General features: G+C 61.7%; 17 protein-coding genes and 1 tRNA gene. 11 read left to right on the forward strand and 7 right to left on the reverse strand.

Annotated features, from left to right (window positions below; translation table 11 throughout):
• Window positions 1–6 precede the first annotated feature (6 nt).
• Window positions 7–654, forward strand: coding sequence for a hypothetical protein (locus VMF11_03410; GenBank protein ID HTU69346.1), 648 nt, complete (start codon window positions 7–9; stop codon window positions 652–654).
• A gap of 14 nt (window positions 655–668) precedes the next feature.
• On the opposite strand, the gene VMF11_03415 is transcribed toward VMF11_03410, so the two are convergent.
• Entirely contained in the window at window positions 669–1,010 is a 342-nt protein-coding gene (locus VMF11_03415; protein ID HTU69347.1) for a metalloregulator ArsR/SmtB family transcription factor, read from the reverse strand.
• A gap of 234 nt (window positions 1,011–1,244) precedes the next feature.
• On the opposite strand from VMF11_03415, the gene VMF11_03420 reads away from it, so the two are divergent.
• From VMF11_03420 to VMF11_03430, 3 genes are all read left to right on the forward strand, one after another.
• Window positions 1,245–1,400 carry a hypothetical protein gene (locus VMF11_03420; GenBank protein ID HTU69348.1) on the forward strand — a complete coding sequence of 52 codons (156 nt, stop codon included), beginning with the start codon at window positions 1,245–1,247 and terminating at the stop codon, window positions 1,398–1,400.
• A gap of 26 nt (window positions 1,401–1,426) precedes the next feature.
• Window positions 1,427–3,004, forward strand: coding sequence for a DHA2 family efflux MFS transporter permease subunit (locus VMF11_03425; protein HTU69349.1), 1,578 nt, complete (start codon window positions 1,427–1,429; stop codon window positions 3,002–3,004).
• A gap of 70 nt (window positions 3,005–3,074) precedes the next feature.
• Window positions 3,075–3,641, forward strand: coding sequence for a hypothetical protein (locus VMF11_03430; protein HTU69350.1), 567 nt, complete (start codon window positions 3,075–3,077; stop codon window positions 3,639–3,641).
• A 270-nt stretch (window positions 3,642–3,911) separates the two neighbouring features.
• Here the strand turns inward: VMF11_03430 and typA are convergent, their stop codons facing one another.
• The gene (typA, locus tag VMF11_03435) at window positions 3,912–5,738 is read right to left on the reverse strand and encodes a translational GTPase TypA (GenBank protein ID HTU69351.1); all 1,827 of its coding nucleotides are present in this window, start codon (window positions 5,736–5,738) and stop codon (window positions 3,912–3,914) included.
• 72 nt (window positions 5,739–5,810) lie between these two features.
• The gene (locus VMF11_03440; GenBank protein ID HTU69352.1) at window positions 5,811–7,094 is read right to left on the reverse strand and encodes a HAMP domain-containing sensor histidine kinase; all 1,284 of its coding nucleotides are present in this window, start codon (window positions 7,092–7,094) and stop codon (window positions 5,811–5,813) included.
• Window positions 7,095–7,170: 76 nt separating this feature from the next.
• Between VMF11_03440 and VMF11_03445 the strand changes: the two genes are divergently transcribed.
• From VMF11_03445 to VMF11_03465, 5 genes are all read left to right on the forward strand, one after another.
• Window positions 7,171–7,563, forward strand: coding sequence for a hypothetical protein (locus VMF11_03445; protein ID HTU69353.1), 393 nt, complete (start codon window positions 7,171–7,173; stop codon window positions 7,561–7,563).
• Window positions 7,564–7,653: 90 nt separating this feature from the next.
• Window positions 7,654–9,894, forward strand: coding sequence for an EAL domain-containing protein (locus VMF11_03450; protein HTU69354.1), 2,241 nt, complete (start codon window positions 7,654–7,656; stop codon window positions 9,892–9,894).
• 180 nt (window positions 9,895–10,074) lie between these two features.
• Window positions 10,075–10,168: transfer RNA gene (locus tag VMF11_03455), tRNA-Sec, on the forward strand.
• 131 nt (window positions 10,169–10,299) lie between these two features.
• Window positions 10,300–10,608 carry a helix-turn-helix domain-containing protein gene (locus tag VMF11_03460; GenBank protein HTU69355.1) on the forward strand — a complete coding sequence of 103 codons (309 nt, stop codon included), beginning with the start codon at window positions 10,300–10,302 and terminating at the stop codon, window positions 10,606–10,608.
• The gene (locus tag VMF11_03465; GenBank protein HTU69356.1) at window positions 10,605–11,855 is read left to right on the forward strand and encodes a HipA domain-containing protein; all 1,251 of its coding nucleotides are present in this window, start codon (window positions 10,605–10,607) and stop codon (window positions 11,853–11,855) included. Before VMF11_03460 ends, VMF11_03465 begins: the two co-directional genes overlap by 4 nt.
• Window positions 11,856–12,009: 154 nt before the next feature.
• Here the strand turns inward: VMF11_03465 and VMF11_03470 are convergent, their stop codons facing one another.
• Window positions 12,010–12,387 (reverse strand): helix-turn-helix transcriptional regulator, encoded by a 378-nt coding sequence (locus VMF11_03470; protein ID HTU69357.1) that lies wholly within the window; start codon window positions 12,385–12,387, stop codon window positions 12,010–12,012.
• Window positions 12,388–12,624: 237 nt separating this feature from the next.
• Between VMF11_03470 and VMF11_03475 the strand changes: the two genes are divergently transcribed.
• Window positions 12,625–13,503, forward strand: a complete 879-nt coding sequence (locus VMF11_03475; GenBank protein ID HTU69358.1) for a transcriptional regulator — start codon at window positions 12,625–12,627, stop codon at window positions 13,501–13,503.
• On the opposite strand, the gene VMF11_03480 is transcribed toward VMF11_03475, so the two are convergent.
• Both VMF11_03480 and VMF11_03485 read right to left on the reverse strand, forming a co-directional pair.
• Entirely contained in the window at window positions 13,500–13,955 is a 456-nt protein-coding gene (locus VMF11_03480) for a DUF3237 family protein (protein HTU69359.1), read from the reverse strand. The two genes, VMF11_03475 and VMF11_03480, sit on opposite strands and share 4 nt — an antisense overlap.
• Window positions 13,956–13,983: 28 nt before the next feature.
• A complete protein-coding gene (locus tag VMF11_03485) occupies window positions 13,984–14,817 on the reverse strand; it encodes a hypothetical protein (protein ID HTU69360.1) in 834 nt (277 codons plus the stop codon).
• Window positions 14,818–15,039: 222 nt separating this feature from the next.
• Between VMF11_03485 and VMF11_03490 the strand changes: the two genes are divergently transcribed.
• Window positions 15,040–17,100 carry a PQQ-binding-like beta-propeller repeat protein gene (locus tag VMF11_03490; protein HTU69361.1) on the forward strand — a complete coding sequence of 687 codons (2,061 nt, stop codon included), beginning with the start codon at window positions 15,040–15,042 and terminating at the stop codon, window positions 17,098–17,100.
• 4 nt (window positions 17,101–17,104) lie between these two features.
• Here VMF11_03490 and VMF11_03495 read toward each other — a convergent pair whose 3' ends face one another.
• A complete protein-coding gene (locus VMF11_03495) occupies window positions 17,105–18,616 on the reverse strand; it encodes a PQQ-binding-like beta-propeller repeat protein (protein ID HTU69362.1) in 1,512 nt (503 codons plus the stop codon).
• Between the last annotated feature and the right edge of the window lie 9 nt (window positions 18,617–18,625).

Here is an 18,625-nt window from a genome sequence, read left to right on the forward strand (position 1 = left end):
AGTCGCGTGCGTGCGGTAGCGCTGGCGGTGGCCGCCGTTCTGGCTGCCGCGCCTGCCGCGGGTTCGCCGGCGGGGACGAGCGGACTGCGCGCACTCGAGCCGTGGTTTCGCGCCCAGCCGATCGTGCGGTGCTTTCCGTTTCTTGCGGCGGGGCTCTTCCGCACGCATGAGCGCGACGACGCCCGGAACGTGACCGTGCCGCGGGTATTTCTGCTCGCGCATCATCGCGTTGCGCCGTTGCTGGCCGCGCTGGCGTCGTTGCCGCAAGCCGATGACGTGTACCATTACCGCGGGTCGAACCCGCAGGAGGACGTGATCCTACGCATGACGCGCGGATCCGGCCGCATCGCCTGGTACGAACGCGCGGGGGTCGCCGGCGGCCAGTACTACGAGCAGTGGATCATCGGATACATGCCGCTCGGCTCGGCTGCCCCGGTCGAGGTCGCGCGCAGCGGCGCGGCCGATGCCATCGCCAAATCGATCGCCTACCGATTCGCACCCGTTCTCGATTCGGTACCGCCGGCGTATCGAATGACGCGCTGCGGCATGATCGCCGTTTCGGTGACCGACGCAGTCGCGCAAGAACAAGTCTTGACGCTGATCTTCGATGGCAGGCGGCACCTCGTTGCGGCCGTGGGTGTGACCTCGCTGTAGCGAAAAAGTTCCGGCTACGCGTTTTCGACGGCGTTCAGCACGCCGTCGAGGAGCCCCGGGAACATGTCGTCGAGGATGTCACGGCGCAGCCAGATGAACTTCTGCCGTCCCTCGTAGCGCGCCATGATCAGTCCGGCTTCGCGCAAGACTTTGAAGTGATGGCTGAGGTTTTGCTTCGAGGCGAGGTCGAGGAACTCGAACGGACACTGTTCTTCGCGCGCGGACAGCTGCCGGACGATCGTCAACCGCGTGGGGTCGCTGAGTGCCGCCAGGATTCCGTAAATGGTGATGTCCTCGCGCTCGGGATACCAGTGGGCGCGAGGGGCTTGGAGGGTTTCGGAAATTTCGGGGCTCATGCTTGACAGTAAAACATCCTTTGTACTATTCTACGGTACAAGATGTATTTTACTATAGACGAGCAGGAGCCGTCTAGCGCTACCCAAGACGCCCGGCGGTCCTTCAATACCCTTCGCAGCCACGCTCAGGCTCTGGCCAGCCTTTCGGCTTCCTTTCAAAGCGAGGCCCAGGAGGTCACCGCGGCCTACCGCCAGGCGCTCGACTCCGGCGATTCCTCGCCGTGGTCGCGCCTCGTGCAAGCCGCAGCCCAGCTCGCCGGACATGGGCAGACGGTCGAGCAGCTCCTGGGCCTAGGTGAAACCGAACGCGTCGCCTGGCGCTTCTTCCGGCAGATCGCCGATGAAAATGCGGATCTGCTGGCGCCGCAGCGCGACCTGGCCATCGCCTAACCGCTAACCACACAAAGGAACTTTCCGTGACTACCGTGGTCGAATACGGCGCACGCCGTGCGTTCGTCGTAGCTGCCGTCATGCTCGCAGCCCTGATGCAGCTCGCGGATACGACGATCGTCAACGTCGCGTTGCCGACCATCGACGGCGCGCTCGGCGCTTCGACCGATGAGGGCGCGTGGTTTATCACTGCCTATATCATCGCCAACGTGATCGTGATCCCGCTGACGCCGTGGCTTCAATCGATCTTCGGCCGCAAACGCTATTTCGCGATCTCGATCGCCGGGTTCACCGCCGTCTCGATCTTGTGCGGGCTCGCGAACGATACGAATACCGAGATCCTGCTTCGCTTTGTCCAAGGCGCGTTCGGCGGCGGCTTGATGGTGCCGGCTCAACAGATCATTCGCGACACGTTCCCGCCGCAGGAGCTGGGCAAGAGCCAATCCCTCTTCGCGCTCGCGATCGTCATCGGCCCGACGATCGGCCCGACCCTCGGAGGCATTCTCACCGACGATCTCAGCTGGCGCTGGGTGTTTTTCGTGAACGTGCTGCCGGGCATCTTTGCGACGCTGCTGGTGCTGATGTTCGTGCGCGACCCGCAAGCGCCCAAACGCATCCCCATCGACGGGATCGGCATGGGTTTGCTCGCCGTCGGCTTGGCGACGATGCAGTACGTGCTCGACGAAGGTGAGCGAAACGGCTGGCTCGGCGATTCGACGATACTGACGTGTTGCGTCGTCTCGGTGATCGCACTCGCGGCGTTCGTGGCCTGGGAGCTGTGGGGAACGAAGCATCCGGCCGTTGCGTTGCGCGTCTTTCGCGATCGCAACGTCTGGTCGAGCTCGGTCGTCATGTTCGCGATCGGCGCGACGATGTACGCGTTGATCTTCATCCAGCCGCAATACGTGCAAGAGTCGCTCGGCTTCACGACGACGATGGCCGGTTATCTGTTGATGGTGCGTGCGGGAATGCTCGCGATTCTCTATCCGATGACGACCTGGGTCGTCTCGCAGCAGAAATGGGATCTGCGAATCGTCGCCGCCGCCGGAATCTTCTTCATGGGCATCACGACCTGGCTGCAAACCTTCGATATGGCCACCAATGCCGCGTTCGGTAATTTCGTGATCACGCAGGCGCTGGGCGGTATCGGTCTAGCTTTCGTGTTCGTACCGGTCAACGTCGTACTGCTTGCGGGAATCGAGCACGCCATCGTGCCGCCGGCGCTTGCGCTCGTGCGTTTGATGCAGCAGATCGGCGCATCGGTGGGATCGGCCTATGCGGCGACGCTCCTCGACCAAAACTTCGCGCAGGCGCTGAGCGGCATCGCAAGCTCGATCAACCTCGGCCGCCCGGAGATCGCGTCGGCAATTGCGGCGCACGGGTCGCAGGCACTCCTCACGCTCAACGGCATTGCCAACGAGCAGGCGGCGAATCTCGCCGCCATGTCGACGACACAATTCTTCGCACTGGCCACGATCGCGACGACGTTGCTGCCGCTGCTGATGATCCGCCGCCCCATCCTCCCCACGCCCGTGCCTGCCCCAGCCCCTCCCGTGCCGGTCACGCGCGGCGAGGTGCCCGAACGCCGGCCCGTCCACGCCTAGTGAGCGAGCGGCTCCTGCGTGTACGTGCGCGACACATCGGGCACGAGCACCGTCGGAGGTCTTAAATCACATGGCAGCACTCGCAATTATTCTTGCCGGCGTTCTCGGCGGAGTCGTACCGGTTCCGCACGCTCCGAGCGCGCCGCAGATCCTACCCCAGACGCAAACGCAAACGCAAACGCAGACGCAAATGCAAGGACAGATCCAGCCGAACGCTGCGCGGCCGCCGATTCAAGCGCAGTTCGCCGACCAAAGCAACTCCATGGCCGGTGTGACGACGCATCAAGCGACGCTGGAGAGCACCAGCGGCGGGACCGCAAAGGTGCGCTTCGCGAACGGCGCGACGCAGACGTATAATCTCAGCACCGGCGAGAGCGCAGCACTACGGCCGTCGATCGGGAAGGCGATCGCCTTCCGCGTCGTCAAGGGCACGATGCAGGTCGCAAAAAACACCGAGTGGGCCACGCTCCAAGCGGTGCGCAACGGCGTGGCTACCCTTCGCGACAAGGCCGGTAAGCTGACGAACTACACCGTGAACGCGGCGACCGCCGCGCAGTTGCAGGGCATGGTCGGGCAACCGATTGCCTTCACCCTCAACGGGAACATGATGCTCTTCGCGAGCGATCAAGCACCGTAAGGGGAGCGATCAAAGCGTAAGTGAGGGGCGCGAATTGACGGTCGCGCCGCGTACGTACGTGGGCCATCCAGTCGATACGAAGAGGTGACCGCGATCATCGAGCGCGATCGTCCAGATCCCCTCCATGCTCTCGTACATGCGATGGATCAGACGGCCAGATGTTGGGTGAGGGCCCACCCGGGAGCGTGATTTCGCAGGTTTCCGAGGCAGCCGCTTGCTGCGACGGCCGCGTTGCCAGCGCGAGCGTCAAGACGACCGCCGGCGGGAGCATCAAACGCTCGTCTTTTCGCGACGGCGTGCTTTGAGCCGGTCAGACTCGTTGAGGATACGCTTGCGCAGCCGAATCGACTGCGGCGTGACCTCGACGAGTTCGTCGTCTTCGATGAATTCGATCGCGCGCTCGAGCGACATCACCTCGGCCGGCGGCAGCTTGACGTTCTCGTCGCTGCCGGCCGCGCGCATGTTGGTCAGTTTCTTCTCGCGCACAACGTTGAGGCCGACGTCTTTGTCGTCGTTGGCGCGGCCGACGATCATGCCTTCGTACACGTCGGTGCCCGGATCGACGAAAAAGCGCCCGCGCTGCTCGACGCCCATCAACGCGTAACCCGTTACGCGGCCGGTGTCGGTCGCGACCAGCGCGCCCACGTTGCGCCCCGGCAATTCACCTTGCCATTCTTGATGATCGTAGTACGTGTGCGACATGACGGCCGTGCCGCGGGTGAGCGTGAGCAGCTCGCCGCGCAGCCCGAAGATCGCGCGCGTCGGCATCGTGTACTCCAGCCGGCGCGAATCACCGACGTTGAGCATGTTCGACATGATCGCTTTACGGCGGCCGAGCGACTCGATCACCGCCCCCGCATACTCTTCGGCAACGTCGACGACGACGTACTCGACCGGCTCCCACTGCTTGCCGTCGCGCTCGGTGAGGATGACCTGCGGTTTGGAAACGGCCAACTCGTAGCCTTCGCGCCGCATCGTTTCGATCAAGATCGAAAGATGCAGCTCGCCGCGGCCGCGTACTTCGAACGTATCGGCCGAGTCGGTGTCGGCAACGCGCAGCGCGACGTTCGATTCGAGTTCGCGCGTCAAACGCTCGCGAATCTGCCGCGAGGTCAAAAACTTTCCTTCTTTGCCGGCAAACGGCGAGTTGTTGACCGAAAAGAACATCGAAACGGTCGGTTCATCCACGGCGACCGCATGGATGCCTTCGGGCGATTGCGCGTCGGCGATCGTGTCGCCGATGTTCAGCTCCTCGATCCCGGAAACGCACACGATGTCGCCGGCCGAAGCTTCCTCCACCTCGACGCGTTCGAGGCCGGCGAACGTCAGCAGGGTCGTCAAGCGCAAGCCGCCCATGACCTTTCCTTCGCGGTCGACTTTCGAGATCGGGGCGTTCACCTTTGAGCTGCCCCGGAAAACCCGGCCGATGCCGATCCGGCCCACGTACTTGTTGTGGTCGATCGCGGAGATCAAGAGTTGAAAGGGACCGTCCTCGGCCGGCGCCTCGGGAACGTGGGCCTTGATGATCTCGAAGAGCGGCTCGAGGTCGTTCGAGTCGTCTTCCAGCGTTCGCTTCGCGATGCCGGCTTTGCCGTTGGTAAAGACGACCGGAAAGTCGGCCTGTTCGTCGCTCGCACCCAATTCGATGAAGAGATCGAAGACTTCATTGACGATCTCGGTCGGCCGTGCGTCCTTGCGGTCGATCTTGTTGATCGCGACCAGCGCCTTCAGGTCGAGTTCGAGCGCCTTGCGTAAGACGAAGCGCGTCTGCGGCATCACGCCCTCGGCCGCGTCGACCAGCAGCAGCACGCCCTGCACCATCTGCAGCACGCGTTCGACCTCCCCGCCGAAATCGGCGTGGCCGGGCGTATCGACGATGTTGAACTTCACGTCACCGTGGCGTACGGCGGTGTTTTTGGCCAAGATCGTGATCCCGCGCTCCCGCTCGAGCGGGTTGGAATCCATGACCCGCGTCTCCACGTGCTGGCCCTCACGAAAAACGCCGCTTTGCTTGAGCATGGCGTCGACGAGTGTGGTTTTGCCGTGGTCGACATGGGCGATGATGGCGACGTTGCGGATGTCCGGACGGGTCTTCACGCCCCCGGTTCTACCATAGAAGCGCAAATAAAGCTACTTCTAAGGTTAAGGAACCCTCCGAGCTTGCTTTCGCTATGGTCGCGGCAGGCTGAACCAGAACGACGTGCGGTGGTTGGGCTCGCTTTCGAAACCGATCTGCCCGTGCATCATTTCTACCAGCTCGCGGCAGATGTAGAGGCCCAGGCCCGTCGAGCCCTCGCCGGATGAAACGCGTCCGAACCGCGTGAAGACCTTGGCTCGATCTTCCTTCGTGATGCCCGGCCCCTCGTTGATGACGGAGATGCGCACGTGATCCTCTCCGGGTTTGAGGTCGATGTGGATCGGGCTGGTGGGGTAACTGTACTTCACCGCGTTCGAAAGCAAATTGGTCAGTATCTGAACCGCGCGTCCCTCATCGCCCAACATCGGCGGCACCGGTTCGAGATAGGCCGCATTGAACGAGCGTTCGGGATATTCGCTGCGCATGCGCGCCACCGATTCTTCGATGATCGCGATCGGGGTGATGCGCTCGATGCGCAGCGAGAGATGCCCCGCGTCCATCCGCGAGAGCAGCAGAAAATCTTCGAAGATCGATGAAAGGCGGCCGGTCGAGCTGGAGAGCACGCCGAGCAATTCTTGCCGCCGCTCGAGTCCGAGCGTTTCGAAGTGGGTCTGCAACAGCGCGGTCGCGCCTCGGATTGCGGCGAGCGGCGAGCGAACCTCGTGGGAGACCATGCCGAAGAACTCGTTTTGCAGTCGCGCGCTCTCTTCCAGATCCAGGCGTTGTTCGAGCTCGGCGCGGTGGGCGCGCGCGTTTGCGAGCGCGAGTCCGACGAGATTGGTAAAGAGCTGCATGCGGCGCAGCGTTTCGATCGACGGAACCTTCCCATCGAGCGGCGCGTCGGCGGAGAGATAGCCCAGCATGTTCCCATCGCGATCGGGTAGGACCAGGGTGAGCGTATCGCGCTCGTGCCACGCGTCGGGAGACAGGCGCGGTTCGTTGAGCGGGCGATAACCGGTGTAGATGCTCTGCTTCCAGTAGATCTCGCGTTCGGCGGGATTATAGAAGCAATACGGCAGCACTTCCGATTCGGGCGGAAGAATCTCCAAAACGGATTTGCGATCGATGTGCTCGCCGAGACGTTCGCGGATGACCTCTTCGGGGAAGCCGAGCAGCACGCGCCGGTGAAGTTCGCCGCCGGGGGCGTCGGCGGCGACGATCGTGACGTACTTGAATCCGAAGAGTTCGGCAACCGCGCGAGCGATCGATTCCAGCGCCGGCGCGATCTCCTGCGCGTGCAAAATCTCATAGGTAATGCCGAGCAGCCGCTGGAGCAGCCCCCCGTCGCCGGTCGCTTCGGCTTCGAAAAACATCATGATCCCGCTAGCCTGCTTATGCGGGGACTGCAGTCATCCTGCGGTATTTTCCGGCCCTTTACGCGAAGAAGCCTACATGCGCAACTTCGCACGATGGATCGCGGCGGCCGCCGGAGCGGCTGCGTTCGTTTTTTACGTGAGCGCCGCAGTCTGCGGTGCGCCGATCACGAATCCAACGGCTACCCCGACGCCGAACGATCAACCGGTGATCACGATTGGCCCGCCGCATCCAAGCGACTATGCGGATGTTACCATTAAATTTTCAGGAACGCCGCCAAAAAGCGTGACCGCGGTCGCGACCATGGCCGTGGGAGACAGGCCGATGCGATCGCCCCACGTGACGTTCAAGCCGACCTCCGACCCCGATATCTTCAAAGGGCGCGTCGAGTTCTCGATTTCCGGATCCTGGACGATCCACATCACGTACGACGGAAAGACAATCGACTACCCGCTCGTGGTCGGGCAATAGTCTTCCTCGTATTGTAAACTTTTTGACAGGCGGCGCGTGACCGCGCCGACGGTACTTCGGACGGCGGACTGCCGGTGCCGATGAGATAGTGTGCACGCTTACAAGCTGTGGCTCCAGCGAAATAGCTACAACACGGCGCTGTTATACAGCGCTCTCATCGGCGTGCTTCTACCGGCGTTTCACTACGTGCTCGCGGTTCTGCCGGGCCTGCCGCCGGATTCGCTTCCCCTGCGCTTTGTGTGTACCGGCTGTTCGATCGTCGTCGCCGGCCTGCTCCTCTTCGCTCCGGCGGCGCGGCGCTATGCTTCCGTGTTGCAATTCGTCCAAGGCGTGCTCGCGCTTTGCGTCGTCGCGGCGCTGGTCGTCAACAGCGGCGACCAGAACCTGTATATTGCTTCCGGGTTGCTGGTCATTATCGGCGCGCAAAACGCATTTTACGATTCGCGCGCGCTCGCGGCGGCGATGGCGAGCGGATTCATCTTCATGGCGGGCTATTCGGCGTTTCGCGGTCTGTTTTGGACGCCCGACAATTTTACGACGCTCGTCGTGTACGCAACCGCGTACGCGCTGGCGTTCATCCCGGCCTCGCTGCACATTCGCAGTCAACGCACCGCGATTCTGAATCAGCTTGCCGCAGAGCAGGCCATGGCCGACTTGGAAGAGGCCCACGCGATCACGCATTTGGGAAAATGGACGCAGACGGTGCAAAGCGGCAGCATCGAGTGTTCCGCCGAGGTTCTGCGCATCTTTGGACTTCCGCCGGGCACGCCGAATTCCGCTCTTGCCGAATTGTACCGGCGTGCGATTCCTCTCGAGGATCGCGGCCGCGTCGACATCGACCTCGAGCGCGCGCAGTCAACGGGTGAAGAGTTCACGGTGGACCATCGTATCGAACTACTCGACGGAAGCACGCGGTGGGTCCAGTTGCACGGGAAGCACGAATATGACTCCGCCGGAAGAGCCGTCCGCCGGCTCGGCACGGTCATGGACGTTACCGCGCGCAAGGAGGCGGAACTATCGCTCGAACGCCTTGCGCGCTACGACCAGCTCACGGGCTTGCCGAATCGGGCAACGATGCGGGAAGCGCTCATCGACGCGTTGGAGCGCGCGAAGCGCGAGGGACACATTTGCGCCGTTCTTTTTCTCGACCTCAACCGGTTCAAAGACGTCAACGACACGCTCGGTCATTCGGTCGGCGATCTGCTGTTGAAAGCCGTCGCCGATCGCATTCGCTTGCTCCTGCCCGAGAATACACTCGTCGCCCGGTGGGGCGGTGATGAGTTCGTGGCCGTTATGCAATCGATCGAGAACGAAGCGTTCGTGGAAAGAATGTGCAAGCGTGCGATCCATGGGCTTTCGGCGCCGTTCTACGTCAATGCCTACGAGTTTTCCGTGGCGGCCAGCATCGGGGTCGCGTTGTATCCCGCGCACGGCACCGATCCCGAAGTGCTCATCCGGAGCGCCGACACCGCGATGTACGTCGCGAAGGAGAAATCGGTTCCGCCATACGCCGTGTTCGCCCCACACATGCATGAGGGCGCGGCGCGCCGCCATAACATTCAGAATCACCTGCAGTCGGCGGTGAGTTCCGACAGTTTGACCTTGCAATACCAACCGATCGTCGACGCGCGGAGCAACCGCATCGTCGCGGTGGAAGCGTTGCTTCGCTTGACCGGCCCCGACGGGCGCATGCATCCCCCGTCCGATTTCATCTCGATTGCCGAAGAAACCGGAGCGATCGCGCCGATTGGCAAGTGGGTTATCGAGACGGCGGTGCGGCAGGCGATGCGGTGGCGAATCGAGGGCCGGCCGCTCTCGATCGCGGTGAATATTTCGTCGCGCCAATTGAGTCATCCCGAATTCGTGGAAATGATGGCGAGCGTGCTGCGAGACAACGACGCCGACCCCTCGCTCTTGGAAATCGAAATCACCGAGTCGGCGCTCGTGCCCAACGCGGAAGCGGATATCAGCGTGCTCGAGCGCATCAAGCGCATGGGCATTCGCATCGCCGTCGATGATTTCGGAACGGGCTACAGTTCGTTTTCTTACCTCAAGCGGCTGCCGCTCGATACGCTCAAGATCGATCAAACGTTTGTGGAAGGCATCGAACGAGACATAGACCGCTCGCTGGCAGAATCGATCATTTCGATCGCGCACAAACTCCGGTTGTCGGTCACCGCCGAAGGCGTCGAAACGCTTCATCAACGTGAAGTGCTGACGGCGCTCGGGTGCGACCGTCTCCAAGGCTTCCAAATCAGTCGGCCGCTGCCGCTTCGCGAGTTCGAGAACTTCGTTCGGACCGCCGCCGAAGTACAGCAAAACTACGTGTGAGGGTCTTTCAGTCCGGCAGGTGGCTCGAAAGGGACCGGTCAAAGGATCTGCGCACCGGCTTTGATTTCCGCACCCGTAAGAGCCACATGATGTCGGTCCGCCTAGACTATATGAAGACCTACACCGGCGAACACTTCAAGCTCATGTGGTAAGCGCGTCCGAACCAAACCATCGTATCGTGGGAGCGTACGAGTCTGGTGGCTCGCACGGTCTTCAAAATCGCTGAGGCCGCCGCAACGCGGCTGGTAGGTTCGATTCCTACACGCTCCCGCCAACCTGCCAATCCTCCAGCGCGCCAATCGCGCCTAGCAGTGCGAACCTGTGGGCGAGTGCGCGCGCGCCCTCTGAACCAGTAAAGTGCTAGTATTCTAGACATTAAAGACGCTAAGAGCTAGAATATTGTCTATGGCCAGGACCACCGCACCTCTGCTCCCCCGTGTCCAGCGCCGCTTGCATCAGCTTGGGGAGCGTATTCGTAGCGCCCGCCGCCGCCGTGGGCTTCCTGCGGCCCTCGTCGCGGAGCGCGCCGGCATGTCGCTCATGACGTTACGCGGGATCGAGCAGGGCCGTCCGGGCGCGACGATCGGCGCCTACACCGCGGTCCTCCACGTACTCGGACTCGACGCTGACCTCGACGCCGTCGCTGCCACCGATCCTATCGGGCGCGATCTTCAGGACGCGAATTTGAAGCGCCGTCAACGCGTGAAAGCGTGAGCGACCATCGCATTGGCGTTTACGCCGATTGGCTGCACGACCGGGAGCCGATGCAACTCGGATTGCTCGACGCACGCGCCGGCCGAACCGGTGAGATCTTCGAATTTGCACTTTCAAAAGATGCGCTCGGTGACCCCCAGCTCGCGCGGCAGCAGCTCGATCCGGATATCAGCCTTTTTGCCGGGCCGCAGTATCCGCGCAATGGGCGCACACAGTTTGGAATGTTTGCCGACGCGAGCCCCGACCGCTGGGGACGGCGTTTGATCGACCGCAGTTTTGCACGCCGCAAGCGCGCAGGCGATCTGCCGACCAACGCGCGGCTGAACGAATCGGACTACCTGCTCGGTGTTCATGACACATTTCGGTTGGGGGCGCTGCGTTTCAAACTCGACGATGCGGGTGCTTTTCTTGCCGCCGACCTCCCGACGGCGGCGCCGCCGTTCGTACGCATTCGCGAACTCGAAGCGGCGAGCCGCGCGTTCGAAAGCGACACGGACGACAACCCGGGCCTTGACGAACAACTGCGCATCTTGCTCGCACCCGGTGCATCGCTCGGCGGAGCGCGCCCGAAGGCGTCGGTGAGCGATACTGATGGCAGTCTCTGGATCGCGAAGTTCCCGAGCGTGAACGATCGCTATGATGCCGGCGCCTGGGAGTACGTCCTGCATGAATTGGCTTCTCGATGCGGTATCCGCGTGCCGGTTGCGCAGGCCCGCCGTTTCGGCGGTAGCGCGCACACGTTTCTGATACGGCGCTTCGACCGAAGTGAAACTGGTGCGCGTATCCATTTTGCCTCGGCGATGACGTTGACCGGACATGTCGATGGTGAGAACGCGAGCTATCTTGAGATCGCAGATGTCCTTGCTTCACAGGGGGCGGAAGCCGGCGATGACCTTTTAGAACTATGGACGCGAATCGTCTTCAACATCATGGTCTCGAATACCGACGATCATCTACGCAATCACGGTTTCTTGCTAACGCCGAATGGATGGAGACTCTCTCCAGCCTATGATATGAATCCGAATCCCGATTCGCTTGGATTAGCACTCGATATCGACGATAGCGACAACGCGCTCGATCTCGACCTCGCGCGATCCGTCGCACCATATTTTCGCGTCCGGGATCCGGATGCGACCATTAAACGAATGTACGAGACGGTCGCTGGCTGGCGCGAAACCGCAGCGAAACTTGGTATCACAGGCGGCGAGCAGGATATGATGGCGCCGGCATTCCGAGCCACAAAATAGCTGCGTGGAGCGACCGGCTCACGTCACGGGCGCTTGCCGTTGGATTCCATCGATTCGCCTTCTTCAGATTTGGAATCGATCGCGAACTCGTCCGCTACGTAGTTGTCAGGCTGAATGCTGGGCGCGATCCAAAGGTGGTTCGGCGAGACGCGCGTTAGCGTGCGAAGGGAAAATCCAGTTCCGGAAGAGCTGAAGCAAAGAGCTTTGCGCGTTCTTCGCGCGTAAGCATCAATGCCGCAGAAAGACGATCGAGCAGGACAAGGGAGGCGCGAACCGGCTTCTTCGATTCGAGCAGACCGTACCACGTACGGCTCACGCCGAGATACTCGGCAAGCTCTTCCTGCGTCACCGGCTTTCCACGCCGAGACGGCAGACGCCGGTACGGGCCCAGCGCTGCGATCTTCGGATCGATCCTCCACCGAAAATGCCGCAGCAGAATCGTCAACTGTGACGACGGACGGCGTCGTGGTCGAGGAACTTCAGTCGGCTTTGGCTGCGCAAATAGTTGATCGTAGGCATCGATGTGAGACATGGGGCCATTCCCTCAACGTTCTTGATGCGCCCAAGGCGCTGAACGACACAGAAAAAAGATATGGCACGAGAGAGAGCCCTGCCACGCAGACCGTATACCCCCTAGTGGCAGTAGAGTGCATAGCGCGGGGCGGCTGGCTACCCGTCCGTTGGTGCGCGAGGCCGTAAACCTCGGCTGCCGAAAGCGGTTCCATCGAGTGTCAGTGGGGCGCTTCACATGCCGATCGTCAGGCCGAGCGTGGCTCTTAAATCAAATGCCGTAAGCAGCGAAGGCCGCAGAAGAGCTGCGCTGCGCGAATTTCTCATGGGCTGCCGGGCCCGTTTGAGTCCGCACGACGTCGGTCTCCCCTCGGTCGGGCGCCGCCGGGTTCCCGGCTTGCGTAGGGAAGAAGTGGCCGAGCTCGCCGGCATCACGCCGGCTTGGTATACGCAACTTGAAACGGGATCCGATATCCGCGTTTCCCCGCGCGTGCTCGACCGCGTTGCATCGGCGCTGCGATTGACTGACGAAGAGAAAGCCTATCTCTTTTCGCTCGCAATCGTCGAGCTCGCGGTATTGCCATGTCTTCAACCGCAATCGCACGCCGTTCTCGAGGCCTTTACCTCGCTTCGGTCGCTCTCGCGACGTCTTTGGGCGGCGACAACGGCGGAGGAGGCATTGACGCTCGTACGCGAGCATTGCGCGAGAAAATTGCCGGCGAGCTCCCTGGTTAGTGCGACTCATACCGGTCCGGGCATGTGGGAGATTCAGCGAACCGGTCATACCGCTGCAATCCGATCGACGCTGGAAATCAGCTCATACATCGTGGCGAATTGGCCGCCTGCCCTGCGCGATGAGCTTCACTTGATTGGAACGCTGAAGCATCCGGGCCACGTGCTCGCGCGATCCAAAGCAACGATGAGCACCGGGTTGGCTTTGCACTTTTCTCGGGGCCTGGAGCGCGTAAAGTGGCCGGCGCTCGAGCACGTGTTTATGGCCGCCGTCCACTCTCGGAACGGGTTCGTCGCTCGCCTCGAAGCAATTTACGAGGGGCAGCAACCCTCGAGAGTCGATCTTGCAATGCTGAGTGCAGTCGCCGATCTAACATCGCTCGCTCTGGCCGACGCGCCGGGTTAATCGTCCACCGAAAAGATCCGTAGCCGCAATGTTCGAGCCGCAAAATCGCGCTGACCGCGTCCAACGAACAACTCGCGGTTGAGCCACCGGTAGATCTTGGACCCCGTCTGAAACCGGATCACGGCCTCGGCGACGACCTTCGACGTGAGGGCATCGCCCAGAGCGTCAACGTAGCCGTCGTCTCCCAGGTCGTAGATACCGGAGAAGCTGGCGCAGACGAGATCGCCGGATGGACTCTGAAGAACCCCGCGTGACTCGAACGCCATCACACCGTCTCCTCCGACCCTGTTCCATTCCGCGCCGCAGCTCGGAATAGCGGAAAGCCGAAGACGTGCTCCGTCGATCGTGCCCGACGCGATAATGTAGTGGAGGATGATCTCGTCCGGCGCAGGACCGATCCGATAGTGCTCCGCTGCGAAACCGAGTAACGCCTCACCCAATAGTTTCCCCATGACGAACTACGTGTGGGCCTCCAAGGTGCTACAGCGGGAGCGTGTAATCGCCGCTCACGATGAAGATGGATCGGTGAATGGCATTGGGGTAGACGAAGGGCTCGCCGACCAGATGATCTTGCGTAAAGATGTTGATCTCGGACGTCAGCGTGAAGCGCTTGGTGAAGCGGTAGTCGAGGCCGTAAACGAAAGCATTGTAATAGTACGGCGCGTAGCTATTATCGAAATAGTCGACCGCCCCGAACAAGTAGCTTCCGAACGCGTTGAGTTTTTCCGCATGGCCGAGCGGCGTCGAGAGCGATAGGATTTGATACAGGCCGGTGATGGAGCGCTCTTTATCGGAGAGGCCGAGATGCAACGCAGCGAGATACGCCGGCGTCGTCAGATGATAGGGATCCAAGACGCCATGCACCGCATAGCCCGCGACGATGCCCGTATGCCAAAGCGGCGAGGTATGATAACCCGCCTCCAGATAGTAGAGGCGCTCGGTATTCGTCGGGGCGAGATTGCTTGCGGCGCCGGACGCCGGGCAGCACACTTGCCACCGGTAGAAATACGCCGTTTGAAGATACGTGCGGCTGCTCGTGGTGTAACGAGCGCCGATTTCGATGGAATTTTGTCTGCTCGGGTTCGGGTAGATGTACTCGCCCGTCGCGTTGGAAACGCGCCCAAGAGTGCTGTCGTACCCGCCGTTATCGTAGAAATAGTAGAATTGTAAACGGCTGCCGACGAGCTGCGTTATTCTCCCGCTCAAACGCAGGTCGTTTGTCCTCGGATCGGCGGGCGAGCCAACGCCGGAGTCAGTTCCCGCCATCGTATTGTACGACCCGATGATGTCGAGGATGGTGCGATCCTGCTTCACCGGCGGTTGTTGCGCCGGAGCTTGCTGCGCCGGAGCAGAGCCCGAAGACGCGAGCACAAGAGCGACTAGCAACGCGATAGATGTAAGAGCGCTCCTCGGTCCGGGTATCACCGGATCACAGTAGCCGCGATGCGTGGGGTTGTCTGCCAAGCCCTTATTAACAGACACGTCGTCGCCGCGATGCTAGACTGAGGCACGAACTCGCAGCGTCGGGAGAATCGAATGAAGCGTATCTCGCAGGTGGTGACGGCGGTACTCGTCTTGACGCTCGCGTCATGCAACGGCGGTTCCGGCGGCGCGAGCTTCCCGAACGCGCGTGCGCTGGTCAACGCGGCCGCCGACGACAACGATTGGATCCTCCCGGGCAAGGATTATGCCAACAACCGCTACAGCGGCCTAACCCAGATTACACCCGAAAACGTTGGTACGCTGACGAAAGCCTGGTCGACGCTGATCGCCGATAACGGTCAGCAAGAGACCTCGCCGATCATCTGGCACGGCACGATGTATCTGTCGACTCCCCACGAAAGCGTGCTCGCGCTCGACGCCGCCACCGGCAAACTCGAGTGGGAATTTCCGTACACGCCCGCTTATACGTTGACCTTCGCGGTGAATCAAGGCGTCGGCATCGAGGACGGCAAGATCTTTCTTGCGACGCAGGACTGCCGCGTCATCGCCATCGACGCGACCACCGGAAAACAATTGTGGGACGTGAACGGCTGCCCGAACGACCGGTACACCTCGACCGCGAATTCGTGGTTCCACATGGCCGCGTACGTTTACAAGAACGAAATCATTCTTGGCAATTCTGCGGGCGATACCGGAGGCATCGGTCACGTTCAGGCGTTCAGTACGAGCGACGGCCATCGGTTGTGGGACTGGCATAGCATTCCATTTCCGGGCGAGCCGGGACACAACACGTGGCCCGGAACGTCGTGGGAACACGGCGGAGGCGCCGTGTGGGGCGGACTCACGATCGATCCGGAAACGAACACGCTCTACGTCGCACCGGGCAACCCGGGCCCCGACATGGTCGATACCTACCGGAAGGGATTGAATCTTTATACCGACTCGGTCGTTGCGCTCGACATCAGCGGGCCGAAGCCGCGGATGAAATGGTACTATCAGCTGCTCCACAACGACACGCACGACGCGGATCCGGCCATGCCGCCTATTCTCTTCGACGGCAAGGTCGCAGGAACGATGCGGCAGCTCCTTGCCATCGGCGACAAAGGCGGAGACTTTGCGGTTTTGGATCGTACCGACGGTAAGGTCATCTATCGCTTTCCCGTCGACGATCAGACGGGCCTCAACACGACGGCGCCTTCACTGAAGGGAACGCCGGCCTGTCCGAATCACGGCGGCGGACTCGAGTTCAATGGATTCGCTTACGATCCGGGCACGAATTACGTGCTTGTTCCGAACACCGTCGAATGCGGCATTTGGAAGATTACGAGCACCGATCCGGTGTACGTTCCCGGCCAGCCGTACGAGGGCGGACCGCTTCCGAAACGGCAAGATGCAACCGGAAGGCTCACCGCCGTCGACATTGCGACGGGAAAGATCGTATGGATCGCGCGTCTTCCATACGCGGCGCAAGGCGGCGCGCTCGTCACGCGTAGCGGATTGGTGTTCACCAGCGACCTCAGCGGTAATCTCTATGCCTTCGATCCGAAGAACGGTAAGCAGCTCTGGAAAACGAACACCGGCGCTTCGATCGTGGCGCCGATCAGTGCCTACAGCGTCGGCGGCAACGAGTATATCACCGTGGTGAGCGGCTCGGCCGGCGCGCAGCAGACGCCCAACGCTCCGGTTGCAAAAAGCAGCTTCGTGACGGCGTACCGTCTCGGCCCCGTTCCTTCACCGATCGCGAATAGCTCGGCCGGGCAGGTGGTACTTGCAGCGACGAGCACCTCGAGCGCGTTGCCTTCGACCGGTTCGGCGCCGTACACGCCGGCACAGGTGGCAGCAGGCAAGACGCTCTACCAGGCGCGGTGCTCAACGTGCCATGGCGTGCATCTTCAGGGAATTTCAGCGCCGGCGCTGACGGGCGCGAGCTTCGCGAGATCGCATTTGAACCTGACGCAGGTTCGGACGATCGTGACGACCCAGATGCCCCTCACCGCGCCCGGCTCGTTGAAACCGAGCGAGTACGCGAACGTCATGGCCTATCTCTTATCCTACGATTGCGTGCGCGTTGCCGGCGGTGGTGCGCAGCCCTTCCCGATCACCGCTCAGCCGCAATTCTCGAAGGTCATTCTCGGAGGACGCACGTGTCCGTGATGCGTCACGGCAAGCCGTATGCCGTCAGATTCCCGTTCTGGTCCGAGCAGTAGACCCAGCCGTTTACGACGATCGGACTCTGCCAGTGCACGGGCCCGATCGAATGAGCGGTGCTCGCGCTGCTCCATAACTCGTTTCCGGTTTGCGCCGAGAGCGCATAGATGGCGTTATCCATCGCGACGAAGACGATGCCGTTGCTGACCACCGGCGAGGTTCCCTCGCCGCTCGTGGACCCGTCTGACGCGCTCCATGCTTCCACGAGGCTGCTCGCGCCGGCCCCGTTCGTCTCTAGCTCGTACGCATCGATCTGATTCGGCAATCCGAAGAAGATATACGTCACGCCCGCCGGATTGGTCCAGACCGCGGGGGTTGCGTACAATCGATCCGGTAAATCGATCTCTTGCAACTCACCGCCGACGCCGGGAAGCGGCGAACGATTCAGCAAGCGCAGGGTCGAGTCTTTTCCGCCCTGTACGAGCATCAGCGGCGTCGTGCTCGTACTCTGAACGGGGAGCAAGGTTGGCGAGGTCGAGCCGAGGTCGATATCGCCATTCTGTAAGCTTGCGTACGTGGTTGGCGTGTAACTGCCGATCATCGAGAGGTTGGCCGTGAGCGCGATCACGGAGTCGCCGTAGTTGTCGCTGCCGTCGTACAAGCCGTTGCCGGTCGCGACGTAGACGTCGCCGTTCATCGACGGATACGGATCGACCACCGCACCGCCGCGTGCCCAAATGCCCGAGTCGCTATTCGGACAGGACGAGTCTGTCGGCAGCGTGGTCTGCGAACTGCACAGCGAGTTGAACACGCTGGTTGCGCCGGTCGAGAGGTTCACGCTCACGACGTGACCGTCGTAATATGGCGTGTCGCCATAGTATCCCGACGTCGTTGCATACAGGTAGCCGTTTGCGACGTTGAGTGCCGAAGCGTCTTTTTCGGTATTGGGAATCGTCGTGATCGTGGCGGGGAATCCCGGCGCGCTCATTTCTGCGCCGGTCGCCGCATCGAGCTTATGCACTTTTCCATCGACGCCGGGAACGTAGATTGCCTGACCTGACGGATCGGCCGCAGGCGTCGACTGGGTAATATTCGGCCCGCTGGTCGTGTACGTCCATATGACTTTGCCGGTCTGCGCTTCGATTGCGAAGGTCTCGCCGTTCTTGTCGGTTTGATAAAGCATCTGCTGCGCGGTGCCGCCGATCTGGATGTTCGCCAGCAAGATTGGCGTGGAATCCGCCACGTTACCGCTCCCAAACGAAATTTGCCACTTCTCCACGAGTTGAGAAACGTTTGTTGTCGTGAGCGTCGTATCCCCGACGTCGACACCGCTGCGCGCGGGATCGTGCCCGAACACCGGCCAGCTCAGCGCCGCCCCGGTCGGCACCGGCGAAGGCGTCGGAGTCGCTCCCGGCGAGGCTTTCGTCGTCGGGTTCTGAGCGGCGCCCCCGGAGCACGCCGCCAACGCAACGACGCCGAGTGATGCGAGAACGATGAACCAGGTCGTCACGTGCCGCAGCATGTTCTACAC

The sequence above is a fragment of the Candidatus Baltobacteraceae bacterium genome (assembly GCA_035502855.1).
Taxonomy (GTDB): Bacteria; Vulcanimicrobiota; Vulcanimicrobiia; order Vulcanimicrobiales; family Vulcanimicrobiaceae; genus Aquilonibacter.